The organism is Streptomyces sp. NPDC090022 (assembly GCF_044748145.1).
Classification (GTDB): Bacteria; Actinomycetota; Actinomycetes; order Streptomycetales; family Streptomycetaceae; genus Streptomyces.
The window spans coordinates 101800-117606 of the sequence record NZ_JBIVFN010000005.1; the positions used below are offsets into that span (position 1 = coordinate 101800).

11 protein-coding genes are annotated in these 15807 nt (G+C 72.2%); all 11 read left to right on the forward strand.

The window, feature by feature from the left end; translation table 11 throughout:
* The first annotated feature begins 67 nt into the window (after positions 1 to 67).
* Positions 68 to 1018 carry a rod shape-determining protein MreC gene (gene mreC / locus ACIPXB_RS13455; RefSeq protein WP_401448510.1) on the forward strand — a complete coding sequence of 317 codons (951 nt, stop codon included), beginning with the start codon at positions 68 to 70 and terminating at the stop codon, positions 1016 to 1018.
* A 3-nt stretch (positions 1019 to 1021) separates the two neighbouring features.
* Positions 1022 to 1717, forward strand: coding sequence for a rod shape-determining protein MreD (gene mreD, locus ACIPXB_RS13460; RefSeq protein WP_401448512.1), 696 nt, complete (start codon positions 1022 to 1024; stop codon positions 1715 to 1717).
* Between the two features lie 13 nt (positions 1718 to 1730).
* Complete coding sequence (gene mrdA / locus ACIPXB_RS13465; protein WP_401448515.1) at positions 1731 to 3908, forward strand: penicillin-binding protein 2; 2178 nt, start codon at positions 1731 to 1733, stop codon at positions 3906 to 3908.
* Between the two features lie 7 nt (positions 3909 to 3915).
* A complete protein-coding gene (rodA, locus tag ACIPXB_RS13470; protein ID WP_401448517.1) occupies positions 3916 to 5115 on the forward strand; it encodes a rod shape-determining protein RodA in 1200 nt (399 codons plus the stop codon).
* A gap of 73 nt (positions 5116 to 5188) precedes the next feature.
* The gene (locus ACIPXB_RS13475) at positions 5189 to 6712 is read left to right on the forward strand and encodes a CHAD domain-containing protein (RefSeq protein WP_401448519.1); all 1524 of its coding nucleotides are present in this window, start codon (positions 5189 to 5191) and stop codon (positions 6710 to 6712) included.
* A 70-nt stretch (positions 6713 to 6782) separates the two neighbouring features.
* Complete coding sequence (locus ACIPXB_RS13480) at positions 6783 to 8708, forward strand: TIGR03960 family B12-binding radical SAM protein (RefSeq protein WP_401448521.1); 1926 nt, start codon at positions 6783 to 6785, stop codon at positions 8706 to 8708.
* A 59-nt stretch (positions 8709 to 8767) separates the two neighbouring features.
* Positions 8768 to 9796 carry a hypothetical protein gene (locus ACIPXB_RS13485; RefSeq protein ID WP_401448523.1) on the forward strand — a complete coding sequence of 343 codons (1029 nt, stop codon included), beginning with the start codon at positions 8768 to 8770 and terminating at the stop codon, positions 9794 to 9796.
* Positions 9797 to 9869: 73 nt separating this feature from the next.
* Complete coding sequence (locus ACIPXB_RS13490; protein WP_401448525.1) at positions 9870 to 10646, forward strand: TIGR03936 family radical SAM-associated protein; 777 nt, start codon at positions 9870 to 9872, stop codon at positions 10644 to 10646.
* Positions 10647 to 10882: 236 nt separating this feature from the next.
* Positions 10883 to 14881 (forward strand): ribonuclease E/G, encoded by a 3999-nt coding sequence (locus tag ACIPXB_RS13495; RefSeq protein WP_401448527.1) that lies wholly within the window; start codon positions 10883 to 10885, stop codon positions 14879 to 14881.
* A 306-nt stretch (positions 14882 to 15187) separates the two neighbouring features.
* Positions 15188 to 15508 (forward strand): 50S ribosomal protein L21, encoded by a 321-nt coding sequence (rplU, locus tag ACIPXB_RS13500; protein WP_045947825.1) that lies wholly within the window; start codon positions 15188 to 15190, stop codon positions 15506 to 15508.
* A 13-nt stretch (positions 15509 to 15521) separates the two neighbouring features.
* On the forward strand, positions 15522 to 15776 hold the full coding sequence (rpmA, locus tag ACIPXB_RS13505) for a 50S ribosomal protein L27 (RefSeq protein ID WP_007264038.1): 255 nt from the start codon (positions 15522 to 15524) through the stop codon (positions 15774 to 15776).
* Positions 15777 to 15807 lie beyond the last annotated feature (31 nt).

Below are 15807 nucleotides of genomic sequence, written 5' to 3' on the forward strand. Positions count from 1 at the left end.
CCCGTGCGGCGGATCGTTGATATACAGGCATAGAAAATTCCGAACGAGGAAGGCACGGCCGCCGCACGTGAGGGACACACGAGAGAGCCGGCTGCTCCTGGTACTGCTGATCGCCATCGCGTTCGCACTGATCACGGTGGACATCAGGGCCGGCGAGGAGTCACCGGTCGACGGTGCCCGGCAGGCCGCCGCCGCGGTCTTCGGCCCCGTCGAGAAGGGCGTCGCGACCGCGGTCGACCCGGTCGCCAACGCGATAGGGGCGGTACGCGACTCCGGTGAACGCCACAACCGGATCGCGACGCTGGAACGCGAGAACGCGGCGCTGAAGGCCAGGCTCGGCAGCGACGACCGGACCCGCAGCCGCATCAAGGAACTCGACGAGATGCTCAAGCGCGCCGGTGCCGGCCAGTACGGCATCAAGGGCGCCGAGGTCATCGCCATAGGAGCGGCCCAGGGCTTCTCCTGGACCGTCACCATCGACGCCGGCAGCAAGGACGGCATCGAACGCGACATGACCGTCCTCAACGGCGACGGACTCGTCGGCCGCGTCACCACCGTCGGCCCCGACACCGCCACCGTACTGCTCGCCAACGACCCCGACTTCACCGTCGGAACCCGCCTGGAGAACACCGGCGAACTCGGCTTCGCCACCGGTCAGGGCGACCGCGCCCTGTCCGTCCAGATGCTCAACGGACGGGCCAAGGTCGCCCCCGGCGACCGGCTGGTCACCTTCGGCTCGCGCGGCAACAAGCCGTTCGTGCCCGGCGTACCGCTCGGCGAAGTGGTCCGCGTCGACCCCGCCGGCAACGGCCTCACCCGTACCGTGCACGTCCGCCCGTTCGTCGGCTTCTCCCGCCTCGACATCGTCGGCGTGGTCGTGATGCCGCCCCGCGAGGACCCGCGCGACACCGTCCTGCCCCCCAAGCCCGAGCCCCCGAAGCCCACGCCGACGGTCACCGTCACGGTCACGCCCACCCCGACCGTCTCCGGCCGGCCCGTGGACGAGGAGGAACGCTGAGCCATGCGCTTCAACCGGATCCTGCTCTCCGCCACCCTCGTCCTGGTCGCCCTCGTCGTCCAGGTCACCATCCTCGGCCGCCTCCAGCTGCCCGGAGCCGTTCCCGACCTCATGCTGCTCACCGTGGTCGCGCTGTCCCTGGTCTACGGGCCCACCTCCGGCGCCCTGATCGGCTTCGGGGCCGGGCTGTTCGCCGACCTCGCCCCGCCCGCCGACCACGCCGCCGGCCGCTACGCCCTGGTCCTGTGCGTCATCGGCTACGCCGCCGGACTGGCCCGCCCCGACAACGGGCGCTTCCGCTCCGCCTGGGGCCCGATGCTCACCGTCGTCGCCGCCGCCGTCGGCTCGATCCTGCTCTACGTCGCCGTGGGCGCCCTGGTCGGCGACACCGCCGAACGTCACGTCGGCCTCGGCGGACTGCTGTTCAGCGCCGTCCTCTACGACCTGCTGCTCGCCCCCTTCACCGTGCCGTTCATCATGGCCCTCGCCCGGCGCGCCGAGAACGATCCGATGGCCGTGGACGCGGGCGGCGGCCCGACGCAGGGCGCCGACGTCTCCTCCGGCTGGCTGGCCGGCGGAACCGGCCTGCGCATCGGCAGCCAGCGCGGCGGCCTGCGGCTGAAGACCGCCCGCGGCCGCGCCAACCGGGCGGGCCGGATAAAGGGCATCAAAGGCGTGAAGAGCGTCAAGAAGCTGTGACGGGGGAGCAGGCGTGACCAACATTCCGGAGACCGGCCGCACCCCCCGGGTGCAGATCCGGCTCGTCATCATCCAGGTACTCGTCTTCTCGCTGCTGTTCACGCTCGGCGGCCGCCTGTGGTACCTCCAGATCCGCAACGGCCACGAGTACGCCGACGAGGCCAAGAGCAACCACGTCCAGCGCGTGGTCCAGCCCGCCGCGCGCGGGCTCGTCCTCGACGCCCGCGGCGTACCGCTGGCCGACAACGAGACCCGCCTGGTCGTCTCCGCCTCCCGCACCGAGCTGATGCGGATAAAGGACCGCGGCAAGGGCGTCCTGACCCGGCTCGCCGGCGTCCTCGGCATGCAGCCGCAGGACGTCATGGACCGGGTCCGGCTCTGCGACTCCAAGACCCCCAAGCCCTGCTGGAACGGCTCCCCCTACCAGCCGATCCCCATCACCCTGGAAGCCACCACCCAGCAGGCCCTCACGATCCGCGAACGCCCCGAGGACTTCCCCGGCATCACCGCCGAGCCCACCGCCGTACGCCGTTACCCGGCACTGGGCGGGGCCCGTGCCGCGCAGGTGCTCGGCTACCTCTCGCCGGTCACCGACGAGGAGATCCAGAAGGCCAAGGACACCGACTCGCCGCACCTGCGCTCCGACCAGGTCGGCCGCTCCGGGATCGAACGCACCTACGACAAGGAGCTGCGCGGCAAGGCGCAGGTCACCTCCTACGAGGTCGACAACCTGGGCCGCGTCATGGACCAGACCAAGTCCGACCCGGGCGTGGCCGGCTCCACCCTCATCACCAGCATCGACGCCCGCGTCCAGGCCGTCGCCGAGTACGAGCTCGCCGAGGCGATGAAGGTCGTCCGCAACGAGACCGACAACATCACCGGCCGCAAGTACGAGGCCGACTCCGGCGCCGTCGTCGTGATGGAGACCAAGACCGGCCGCGTCGTCGCCATGGCCTCCCAGCCCGACTACGACCCCAACGTCTGGGTCGGCGGCATCTCCGGCGCCGACTACGCCCGCCTCACCAGCAAGGACTCCAACTACCCGCTGCTCAACCGGGCCATCCAGGGCCAGGCCCCCGCGGGCTCCATCTTCAAGGTGGTCTCCGCGAGCGCCGCCGTCCGCGCCGGCCACGACTTCAACGACAAGTACAACTGCAGCGCCTCCTACAACATGGGCGGCCGGAGCTTCGCCAACTTCGAGTCCAAGGGCCACGGCCCCATCACCCTCGGCGAGGCCCTCAAGTTCTCCTGCAACACCGTCTTCTACGCCCTCGGACACCAGGAGTGGCAGCGCGACGGCGGCCTGGAGCCCAAGAAGGACGCCCACGACTGGTTCTACAAGACCGCCCGCGACTTCGGCCTCGGCTCCGAGACCGGCATCGACCTGCCCAACGAGGTCACCGGCCGCATCCCGGACCGCCAGTGGAAGAAGAGCTTCTGGGAGGCCAACAAGGACGCCTGGTGCAAGCAGGGCAAGAAGGGCGGCACCTACGTCGAGCAGATCGCCTACGAGAGCTGCCTCGAGGGCAACCAGCTCAAGGCGTACGACAGCATCAACTTCGCCATCGGCCAGGGCGACGTCCTCGTCACCCCCATCCAGATGGCCACCGCCTACTCCGCCATCAGCAACGGCGGCACCCTCTACAACCCGCACGTCGGCAAGGCCGTGGTCAGCCCCACCGGCAAGGTCGAGATGATCGAGCCCAAGGCCCACGGCAAGCTGCCCGTCGACGCCGGCACCATCGCCGACCTCGACAAGGGCCTGCGCTCCGTCGTCGAGCCCGGCGGCACCGCCGCCTGGCGCTTCGGCGGCTGGCCCCAGGACAAGATCCCCATGCGGGCCAAGACCGGCACCGCCCAGGTCTACGGCAAGCAGACCACCTCGTGGCTGGCGACGTACACCGACGACTTCACCATCGTCATGACCATCTCCCAGGGCGGCACCGGCTCCGGCGCCTCGGGCCCCGCCGTACGCAACATCTACAACGCGATGTACGGCCTCACCATGGACGGCAAGCAGGACCTGGCCAAGGCCCTGCTGCCCAAGCCGCAGGCGGACCTGCCCCACGTCCACCCCGACGGCACCATCGACTCACCCGAGATCAAGCCCTACGTGCCGCCGTCCCCCGAGGAACTGGCACCGCCGGCACTCGCCGGTCCGCCCGCCCCGCCCCGCCACTTGCAGGACTGAGCCGCAGATGCCGACCGCCAACACGTTCTCCGTCTCCCGGTACGCGCCGCAGAAGGGCCCGTTCGCCCGGCTGACGGCCCGTGACTCCGTCCTGCGCCGGCTCGACTGGCTGATACTGCTCTCGGCCCTCGGACTGTCGCTGATCGGTGCCCTGCTGGTGTGGTCCGCCACCCGCAACCGGGACACCCTCAACCAGGGCGACCCGGAGTACTTCCTGTGGCGCCACCTCCTCAACACCGGCATCGGTTTCGTCCTGATGATCGGCACCGTCCTGCTCGGCCACCGCAACCTGCGCGGCGCGGTGCCGGTCCTCTACGGGCTCTCGCTGATCCTCGTCGCGGCCGTGCTGACCCCGCTCGGCGCCACCATCAACGGCGCCCATGCCTGGATCGTCATCGGCGGCGGCTTCTCGCTCCAGCCCTCCGAGTTCGTCAAGGTCACGATCATCCTGGTGATGGCGATGCTGCTGGCCGCCCGGGTGGACGCGGGAGACCTCGTCCACCCCGAGCACCGGACCGTCGTCAAGGCGCTGTGCCTGGCCGCCGCCCCCATGGGCATCGTGATGCTGATGCCCGACCTCGGCTCGGTCATGGTGATGGTCGTGATCGTGCTGGGCGTGCTCCTGGCCTCCGGCGCCTCCAACCGCTGGGTGCTCGGGCTGATCGGCTCCGGGACCGTCGGCGCCGTCCTGATCTGGCAGCTCGGCGTCCTGGACCAGTACCAGATCAACCGCTTCGCCGCCTTCGCCAACCCCGAACTCGACCCCTCGGGCGCCGGCTACAACACCAACCAGGCGCGCATCGCCATCGGCGGCGGCGGCCTCATGGGCTCGGGCCTGTTCAAGGGCCCGCAGACCACCGGCCAGTTCGTGCCCGAGCAGCAGACCGACTTCGTCTTCACCGTGGCCGGCGAGGAGCTCGGCTTCGTCGGCGGCATCATCATCCTGGGCCTGCTCGGCGTGGTGCTGTGGCGGGCCTGCGTGATCGCCCGGGAGACCACCGAGCTGTACGGCACGATCATCGCCGCCGGGATCATCACCTGGTTCGCCTTCCAGGCCTTCGAGAACATCGGCATGAACCTCGGCATCATGCCGGTCGCCGGCCTGCCGCTGCCGTTCGTCTCCTACGGAGGATCGTCGATGTTCGCCGTCTGGGTGGCGGTGGGGCTGCTCCAGTCGATCAGGGTGCAACGGCCGTTGTCGGCCTGATCGGCGGCCGAACCGTAGCGGTTCCCTCCGTTCACCCTCCCGTCCCGATCCGTTCAGGGATAGGTTCGGGTACATGGCGGACACGAAGCGTGAAATCGAGCGGAAATTCGAATTCAGAGGCGCCAAGGCCGGTAAGCGGGGCGTACCGGACCTGACGGGGACGGCCGGCATCGCGGCCGTCCTCGACCAGGGCACCGCCGACCTCGACGCCGTCTACTACGACACCCCCGACCAGCGGCTCGCCGCCGACGGGCTCACCCTGCGACGGCGCACCGGCGGCCAGGACGCCGGCTGGCACCTGAAACTGCCCGTCGCGCCCGGCGTACGCGACGAGGTCCACGCGGCCCTCAGCGACACCGTGCCCCGCGCCCTGGAAGCCCTGGTCCGCTCCCGGACGCGCGAGCAGGACCTGCGGCCCCAGGTGCGGCTGCTGTCCTCGCGCCGGCTCAGCCATCTCGTGGACGCCGACGGCACGCTGCTCGCGGAGCTGAGCACCGACGAGGTCACCGCCCAGCGCGAGGACACCTCCGTCTCGTGGACCGAGGTCGAGGTCGAACTCGCCGACGGCATCGACGAGGACCTGCTCGACGCCGTCGAGAAGAAGTTCAGGAAGGCCGGGCTGAAGGTCTCCGACGCCCCCTCCAAACTCGCCCGCGCCCTCGCCGAGACCGGCGCCGCGCCGGCCCCCCGCCCCGTCCCCGACGTCCCCGCCGGCTCCGCGGCCGACCACGTCCTGGCGTACCTGCGCGAACAGCGCGACGCCCTCGTCGCCCAGGATCCCGCCGTCCGGCGGAACCTGCCCGACTCCGTGCACCAGATGCGCGTCGCCACCCGGCGCCTGCGCAGCGCCTTCAAGACCTACCGCAAGGTCCTGGACCGCGAGGTCACCGACCCCGTCGGCGAGGAGCTGCGCTGGGTCGCCGCCGAGCTCGGCGTCGACCGCGACCAGGAGGTCCTGCTCGAACGCCTCCAGAGCCACCTCGGCGAGCTCCCGCGCACGCACGTCATCGGCCCCGCCCGCAGCCGGCTGCGCACCTGGAACACCACCCGCCGCTCCGGCTCGCGCCGCCGCGCCCTCGCCGTCCTGGACAGCGAGCGCTACGTCGCCCTGCTCGACCGCCTCGACGCCCTGCTCGCCGACCCGCCCCTGCTCCCGGCCGCCGGCGACCCCGCCACCACCGTGCTGCCCAAGGCCGTCCTGCGCGACTACGGCCGCCTCGCCGACCGGGTCGACCACGCCCGCGCCCTGGACCCCGGCCACGACCGCGACCTCGCCCTGCACGACGCCCGCAAGGCCGCCAAACGCGCCCGCTACGCGGTCGAGGCCGCCGTACCGGCCCTCGGCAAGCCCGCCAAGAAGCTGGCCAAGGCCATGAAATCCGTCCAGACCCTGCTCGGCGACCACCAGGACAGCGTCGTCGCCCGCGAGGCCCTGCTCGGCCTCGCCCGTCAGGCGCACGGTGCCGGGGAGCCCTCCTTCACCTGGGGCCTGCTGCTGGGTCGCGAGGAAGCCCTCGCCGACCAGCGCGAACGCGAGCTCCCCCAGGTGTGGGCGGAGGCCTCCGACCCCGGGCTCAGGAGCGCCCTGAGTCCGTGAGAGCGATGAGGGGCGGCCTCCGGGCGGGTTACGCTAGAGAGTCCGCCCCTGCCCGCTTCACGAAAGTCGCGTGATGTCCGAGTCGGTCTTCCCACAGCTCGAAGCTCTGCTCCCGCATGTGCAGAAGCCCATCCAGTACGTCGGCGGTGAACTCAACTCCACCGTCAAGCCCTGGGAGAGCGCGGACGTCCGCTGGGCGCTCATGTACCCGGACGCGTACGAGGTCGGGCTGCCCAACCAGGGCGTCATGATCCTGTACGAGGTACTGAACGAGCGCGAGGGCGTCCTCGCCGAGCGCACCTACAGCGTGTGGCCCGACCTGGAGGCCCTGATGCGCGAGCACCAGGTCCCCCAGTTCACCGTGGACTCGCACCGCCCGGTCGGCGCCTTCGACGTATTCGGCCTGTCCTTCTCCACGGAGCTGGGCTACACGAACATGCTCACCGCCCTGGACCTGGCGGGCATCCCGCTGGAGTCCAAGGACCGCACCGTCGACCACCCGATCGTCCTGGCCGGCGGCCACGCCGCGTTCAACCCGGAGCCGATCGCGGACTTCATCGACGCGGCGATCATCGGCGACGGCGAGCAGGCCGTCCTCGACATGACCGAGATCATCCGCGGCTGGAAGGCCGAGGGCCGGCCCGGCGGCCGCGACGAGGTCCTGCTGCGCCTCGCCAGGACCGGCGCGGTCTACATCCCGCGCTTCTACGACGTCGAGTACCTCGCGGACGGCCGCATCGGCCGCGTCGTGCCCAACCGCTCCGGCGTCCCGTGGCGGGTCAGCAAGCACACCGTCATGGACCTCGACGAGTGGCCCTACCCCAAGCAGCCCCTCGTGCCGCTCGCCGAGACCGTCCACGAGCGGATGTCGGTGGAGATCTTCCGCGGCTGCACCCGCGGCTGCCGTTTCTGCCAGGCCGGCATGATCACGCGCCCCGTGCGGGAGCGAAGCATCACCGGCATCGGCGAGATGGTCGAGAAGGGCCTGAAGGCCACCGGCTTCGAAGAGGTGGGCCTGCTCTCCCTGTCGTCCGCGGACCACACGGAGATCGCGGACATCGCCAAGGGCCTGGCGGACCGCTACGAGGAGGACAAGGTGGGCCTGTCCCTCCCCTCCACCCGCGTGGACGCCTTCAACGTCGACCTGGCCAACGAGCTGACCCGCAACGGCCGCCGCTCCGGTCTGACCTTCGCCCCCGAGGGCGGCTCCGAGCGCATGCGCAAGGTCATCAACAAGATGGTCTCGGAGGAGGACCTGATCCGTACGGTCGCCACGGCCTACGGGAACGGCTGGCGCCAGGTGAAGCTGTACTTCATGTGCGGCCTGCCCACCGAGACCGACGAGGACGTCCTCCAGATCGGCGACATGGCCGTCAACGTCATCGCCAAGGGCCGCGAGGTCTCCGGCCAGAACGACATCCGCTGCACCGTCTCCATCGGCGGTTTCGTCCCCAAGCCGCACACCCCCTTCCAGTGGGCCCCGCAGCTGTCGGCCGAGGAGACGGACGCGCGCCTGGAGAAGCTGCGCGACAAGATCCGCGGTGACAAGAAGTACGGCCGCTCCATCGGCTTCCGCTACCACGACGGCAAGCCCGGCATCGTCGAGGGCCTCCTCTCGCGCGGCGACCGCCGCATCGGCGACGTCATCCGCGCCGTCTACGAGGACGGCGGCCGCTTCGACGGCTGGCGCGAGCACTTCAGCTACGACCGCTGGATGCGCGCCGCCGAGAAGACGCTCCCCGAGTACGGCGTGGACGTGGCCTGGTACACCACCCGCGAGCGCACGTACGAGGAGGTCCTGCCCTGGGACCACCTGGACTCCGGTCTCGACAAGGACTGGCTCTGGGAGGACTGGCAGGACGCCCTCGACGAGACCGAGGTCGAGGACTGCCGCTGGACCCCGTGCTTCGACTGCGGCGTCTGCCCTCAGCTCGGCCTGGACATTCAGATCGGTCCGACGGGCAAGAAGCTGCTGCCGCTGTCGGTCGTGAAGTAGCCGACGGCCGCGCCCCCCGCCGCATCCACGGGCCCCCCACCTGCAACGGTGGGGGGCCCGTGTGCGTCTCCACCCGTATGGAAGAAGGCTGGCTGGTCCGGGTCGTGCGGGTGCCCGTGAAGATCGTGGCGGTGCTCGTCGTCCTGCCCGTGCGGCTGCTGTGGGACCTGCTGGTCACCGCCGCGCGGGCGGTGCACCGGCACGTGCTGGGGCCGTTGTACGCGTACGTCCTCGCGCCGGTGGGGCGGGCGGTGCACCGGTACGTGCTGCGGCCGCTGTACGCGTACGTGCTCGTTCCGGTGGCGCGGGCGCTGGCGTGGGTCGCGCTCACGCTGCTGAAGCTGGTGTTCGTGTGGCCCTGGGTGGGGCTGTGGCGGTTCGTGGTGCTGCCGGCCGGCCGGGCCGTCGGGTGGCTGGGCGGGGCGGTGTACGCCTACGTGCTCGCGCCGGTCGGCCGCTTCCTCCACCGGTACCTGCTGCGCCCGCTCGCCGTCGCCGCCGGCCGGTGCGGCGGGCTGGTCCTGCGGTACCTCCTCGTGCCGGTCGGCCGGGCCGTGGTGTGGCTGGCCTCGGCGGCGTACACGTATGTGCTCGTGCCCGTCGGAACCGCCCTGGTGTGGGTGGTCCGGATGCTCGTCATGAGCCTGTTCGTGTGGCCCTGGGTGGGCCTGTGGCGGTACGTGGTGACGCCCGTCGCCCGCGCCGTGCACCGCTACCTGCTGCGGCCGCTGTACCGGTACGTGCTCACGCCCGTCGGGCAGCTCCTCGTCTGGGCCTGGCACGTCGCCGGGCGGATCCTGCGGGCGCTGTGGCGGGCCCTGCGGCTGGTCGGCTGGGTGCTGATCGGGTGGCCCGCGACCCGGCTGTACCGGCACGTGCTCACTCCCGTCGGACACGCCGTGCGCGCGGTGTGGCGGACGGTGCGCACCACGGTCCGCGAGGTGCGCGCGGAGGTGCGCCGGGCGCTCTTCGGAGCGCCGGTCCGGGAACCGGCGAGGTCACGGGCGCGTACTCTGGGTGGTACGACAGCCGTCGGCGCGGCCCCGGAGCCGCCCCCGCTGCGAAAGACGTCACAGGGCGGAGCCTGAGCGCTCGCGCCCCGCACAAGGAGAAGAACCACTGGGCAAGCGACAGCCCGAAGGCCCGCCGCCGGCACCGGCGGTGCAGCGCATCCGACTGCGCTACACCAAGCGCGGCCGCCTCCGGTTCACCAGCCACCGAGACTTCCAGCGTGCCTTCGAGCGGGCCCTGCGCCGCGCCGAGGTGCCGATGGCCTACTCCGCGGGCTTCACCCCGCACCCGAAGGTCAGCTACGCGAACGCCGCCCCGACCGGTACCGGCAGCGAGGCGGAGTACCTGGAGATCGCCCTCACCGCTTCCCGTGACCCGGAGAAGCTGCGGCAGCTGCTCGACGAGTCCCTGCCGGACGGCCTCGACATCGTCGACGCCGTCGAGGTCCGCACTTCCGGTCTCGCCGACCGGCTGACCGCCTCGGTCTGGGAGCTGCGCCTGGAGGGCGTGGAGCTCGCCGAGGCCGGCCGCGCGGCGGAGACCTTCCTGACCGCGGAGACCGTCGAGGTGCGGCGCAAGACCAAGAACGGCATCCGCACGTTCGACACCCGCGAGGCCGTGGTCAGCCTCGAAGCACTTCCGGCCCCGGTTGATAGGCCGGTGGACAAAGCCTGTGCGATACTGCGCCTGGTTGTTCGGCACGTGACACCTGCCGTGCGACCCGACGACGTCCTGTCCGGTCTCCGAGCTGTGGCCGACCTGGCGCCGCCGGTCCCCGCAGCGGTGACCAGGCTGGCGCAGGGGCTCTTCGACGAGGAGTCCGGCACGGTGACCGACCCGCTCGCGCCCGACCGCGACGCTGACACGGCCGCTCCACAAACGGCCGCCGTGACGGCCGACGCGAAGGCGCCGGGCGGTTCCGCGTAGGGACGACAGTCGTCGACGCGCCGCCCTGGCCCTCGGGAGCCACCTGGGTCGGGCAGCGCACTGACCTGAAGACTTCCGTCAGGCCGTACGACAGCTCGTACGGAACCGGCGGCCTTGGACTACAGCTCCCGTGAGGTGCACGCGCCCCGGAGGCCGGCTCCGCGCTCATGACGCGGAGCCGTGCCGGACCGGATGTCAGCCGCGGCGCCCGGGAGCGTGACGGGAGAACCACCCGCATGCCCACGAACGACAACGTTGACACCACCCCCAGCGACAACCTGCCGCCGCGGCGCCGCCGCCGCGCGGCGTCCCGCCCGGCGGGCCCGCCCGGCGCGACCGCTCCGGTGACCGAGGCCGTAGAGACCGCTCCGGTCGCCGAGGCGCCGGCCGTGGTCGAGGAGGCGGCTCCGGCTGCCGCTCCGGCCCGTACGCGTCGCCGTGCCACCCGTGCGACGGCCGCTCCGGTCGCCGAGACTGCTCCGGCTGCCGAGGCCGTCGAGGCTCCGGTTGCCGAGGCGCCGGCTGTGGTCGAGGAGGCGGCTCCGGCTGCCGCTCCGGCCCGGACCCGCCGTCGTGCCACCCGCGCCGTGGCCGCTCCGGTCGCCGAAACCGCTCCGGCGGTAGAGACCGCTCCGGTCGCCGAGGCTCCGGCCGTCGAGGAGGCCGCTCCGGCTGCCGCTCCGGCCCGTACGCGCCGTCGTGCCACCCGTGCCGCGGCCGCTCCGGTCGCCGAGACCGCCCCGGCTGCCGAGGCCGTCGAGGCGCCGGCCGTCGAGGAGGCGGCTCCGGCTGCCGCTCCGGCCCGTACCCGCCGTCGTGCCACCCGTGCCGCGGCCGCTCCGGTCGCCGAGACCGCCCCGGCTGCCGAGGCTCCGGTTGCCGAGGCTCCGGCCGTGGTCGAGGAGGCGGCTCCGGCTGCCGCTCCGGCCCGGACCCGCCGTCGTGCCACCCGCGCCGTCGCCGCGCCCGCCGCCGAGGTCGAGGCCGAGACCGTCGAGGCCGAGGTCGCCGAAGAGCCGAAGGAAGAGCCGAAGGAGGCCCCCCGGGCCGCCGCGAAGGCCGTGACGGTCGCCGACGCCGTGGACGCGCCGAAGGGCCGCGCCCGCCGCCGGGCCACCCGTTCCACCGCGTCCGCCGCCCCGCAGGCGCCGGCCCCGGCCGCCGAGGAGACCCCGGCGCCCGCCCGTGCCCGCCGCGCCGCGCGTCCCGCCGTCGCCGTGTTCCAGGCCCCGGTCTTCACCGAGCCGATGTTCCAGACCCCGGAGACCGCCGCCGCGCGTCTGCGCGCCGCCCAGGTCGAGGAGGCCGAGGAGGAGGAGACCGAGGTCGAGGAGACCGTGGTCGAGGCCCCGCAGCCGGCCGCCCGCCGCCGTCGCCGCCGTGGCGGTGCCGTGCCCGTCGAGGCGGTCGAGCCGGTCGCCGACGAGCCCGAGGTCGAGACCGCCGAGGCCGAGATCGAGGTCGAGGCCGCCGAGCTGGAGGACGAGGACACCGACGAGGCGGGCGAGCGTCCCTCGCGCCGCCGTCGCCGTGGTGGCCGCCGTCGCCGCCGGGGCGAGGCCGCCGAGCTGGACGAGAGCGCCGAGGACGAGGCGGAGGAGGCCGAGCAGGCCGCCGCCGAGGCCGAGGAGGACGAGGAGGAGTCCGACGAGGGCGCCGCCCTCGGTTCCAGCTCCAGCCGTCGTCGCCGTCGCCGTCGTCGGCGTTCCGGTGACGCCGCCGACACCGAGGCCGCCGCCGGTGACGAGGACGGCGTCCGCACGGTCGTCAAGGTGCGCGAGCCGCGCCCGGCCCGGGAGAAGGCCGAGCCGTCCGACGAGGTGCAGTCCATCAAGGGCTCCACCCGCCTGGAGGCCAAGAAGCAGCGCCGCCGCGAAGGCCGCGAGCAGGGCCGCCGCCGCGTCCCGATCATCACCGAGGCCGAGTTCCTGGCCCGCCGCGAGGCCGTCGAGCGCGTCATGGTCGTCCGCCAGAACGGCGAGCGCACCCAGATCGGCGTCCTCGAGGACAACGTGCTCGTCGAGCACTACGTCAACAAGGAGCAGGCCACCTCGTACGTCGGCAACGTCTACCTGGGCAAGGTCCAGAACGTGCTGCCGTCGATGGAGGCCGCCTTCATCGACATCGGCAAGGGCCGCAACGCCGTCCTGTACGCCGGTGAGGTCAACTTCGAGGCGCTCGGCATGGCCAACGGGCCGCGCCGCATCGAGTCCGCCCTGAAGTCCGGCCAGTCGGTCCTGGTGCAGGTCACCAAGGACCCGATCGGCCACAAGGGTGCCCGCCTGACCAGCCAGGTCTCGCTGCCCGGCCGCTACCTGGTCTACGTGCCCGAGGGCTCGATGACCGGCATCAGCCGCAAGCTGCCCGACACCGAGCGCGCGCGTCTGAAGACCATCCTCAAGAAGATCGTCCCCGAGGACGCGGGCGTCATCGTGCGCACCGCCGCCGAGGGTGCGAGCGAGGACGAGCTGCGCCGCGACGTCGAGCGTCTGCAGGCGCAGTGGGAGGACATCCAGAAGAAGTCCAAGCAGATCTCGACCTCGTCGCCGAGCCTGCTGTACGGCGAGCCGGACATGACCGTCCGGGTCGTCCGCGACATCTTCAACGAGGACTTCTCCAAGGTCATCGTCAGCGGTGACGAGGCGTGGGAGACCATCCACGGCTACGTCTCGCACGTCGCGCCGGACCTCGCGGACCGGCTGTCGCGCTGGACGTCCGAGGTCGACGTCTTCGCGACGTACCGGATCGACGAGCAGCTCGCCAAGGCGCTCGACCGCAAGGTGTGGCTGCCCTCCGGCGGCTCCCTCGTGATCGACAAGACCGAGGCGATGGTCGTCATCGACGTCAACACCGGCAAGTTCACCGGTCAGGGCGGCAACCTCGAGGAGACCGTCACCCGGAACAACCTGGAGGCGGCCGAGGAGATCGTGCGCCAGCTGCGGCTGCGCGACCTCGGCGGCATCGTCGTCATCGACTTCATCGACATGGTCCTGGAGTCCAACCGCGACCTCGTGCTGCGGCGCATGCTGGAGTGCCTGGGCCGCGACCGTACGAAGCACCAGGTGGCCGAGGTCACCTCGCTGGGCCTGGTCCAGATGACCCGCAAGCGGGTGGGCCAGGGTCTGCTGGAGTCCTTCTCCGAGAACTGCGTCCACTGCAACGGGCGCGGTGTGATCGTGCACATGGAGCAGCCGGCGGCCGCCGGTGGCGGGGGCAACGGCAAGCGCGCCAAGAAGCGCGGCGGCCGTGGCCACGAGCACGACCACGAGACCGAGGCCGTCGAGACGGTGGCGGTGGAGACGGCCGCCGAGGTCGAGGCGGAGATCGCCGCGCCGGTCGCGCTGCCGGAGCCGTCGTTCGTCGCGGACGAGGAGCTGTACAGCAGCGCCGCCGAGGCCGAGGCCGCGGCGGGGCTGAGCCCGCGCCGCAGCCGGCGTCGCGCCACGCGCAAGGCGACCGCTGCGGCGGGTGCCCCGCGTGCCGCCGCCCAGGTGCCGACGCAGGCTCCGGCGGCCGCCCCGGCCGCCCCGGCCGCCGAGGTGGTCGAGGCCGTCGAGGCCGAGCCGGTCACCGAGCCCGCGGACACCGTGCTGGCCCCGGCTCCCGAGGCCGTCGCGGAGATCGCCGCCGAGGCCGTCGCCGAGGCCGTGGAGACGGTCGAGGAGGCCGCACCCACGGGCCGTACCCGTCGCCGGGCCACCCGTAAGGCCACGGCTCCGGCGGGCTCGCCCAAGCAGGCCGACGAGGCCCCGGTGGAGATCGTGACCGAGGCCCCGGCCCCGGTCGCGACCGAGCCGAAGGCCGAGCCCGAGGCCGAGGCCGAAGCACCGGCCGCCGTCGCCGAGCCCGAGCCGGTCGCGGAAGCCGCCCCGGCGCGCCCGCGCCGTCGGGCGACCCGCAAGGCCACCGCGCCCGCCGGTTCCCCGGCCGGCGCCGAGGCCGCCGTCGTGGTCGTCGAGTCCCCGGAGCCGGCCACGGCGTCCGAGGCCCCGGCGGAGCCCGCGGCCGAGGCGGAGGCCGCCGAGGAGGCCGCTCCGGCCAAGAAGGCGGTCCGTAAGACGGCCGCCAAGAAGGCCCCGGCGAAGAAGGCCGCCGCCAAGAAGACGACGACCGCGAAGAAGGCCGTCGCCAAGAAGACGACGGCGAAGAAGACCACGGCCAAGAAGGCGACGAAGAAGACCGCGGCGGCGGAGCAGAGCGCTCCGTCCGTCTCGGCCCCTGCCGACGCCTCCTGACCCAGGTCGCCACGTACGGCCCTGCCAGGCACCGCCTCGGTGCCGGGCAGGGCCGTCGCGCGTGACGGGACAGCCGGGCAGGACAGCCCGACGAGCTGGCCGGACGGGACCGCCCTGGCCGGCGGAGGGGGCCGGTTTGACCCTGTCAAGGGCACCCCGTAACCTAGACCGTCGGCGTGTCTACGTGCACGCCAGCTCCTGAGCACCTCACCTCCCGGGCTTTACGGCGCGGGGGAGGCCGCCCGCGTTCCGGCGGGGCCGGCTGGCTTCAGGGGTTCCCGATTTTCGAGCGAGAGAGAGATCCGCGTGTACGCCATCGTGCGCAGCGGTGGTCGCCAGCACAAGGTTGCTGTCGGCGACATCGTTGAGGTTGACAAGATTTCCACTGCCAAGGTTGGCGACACGGTCGAGCTCTCGACCCTGCTCGTTGTCGACGGCGACGCTGTGACCAGCGACCCGTGGGTCCTGGCGGGCATCAAGGTCCAGGCCGAGGTCGTGGACCACCACAAGGGCGCCAAGATCGACATCCTGCGCTACAAGAACAAGACCGGCTACCGCCGTCGCCAGGGTCACCGCCAGCAGTACACGGCGATCAAGGTCACCGGCATTCCGACGGCTGCGAAGTAAGAGGGACTGAGCAATGGCACACAAGAAGGGCGCATCGTCCACCCGGAACGGTCGCGACTCCAATGCCCAGCGGCTCGGCGTGAAGCGCTTCGGCGGTCAGGTCGTTTCCGCTGGTGAGATCCTCGTCCGCCAGCGCGGCACCCACTTCCACCCGGGCGCCGGCGTCGGCCGTGGTGGCGACGACACCCTGTTCGCCCTGCTTCCCGGTGCGGTGCAGTTCGGCACCCACCGTGGCCGCAAGGTCGTGAACATCGTTCCGGCCGCCTGAACAAGGCGTCCGTAACTTTCTGAGGGCGGAT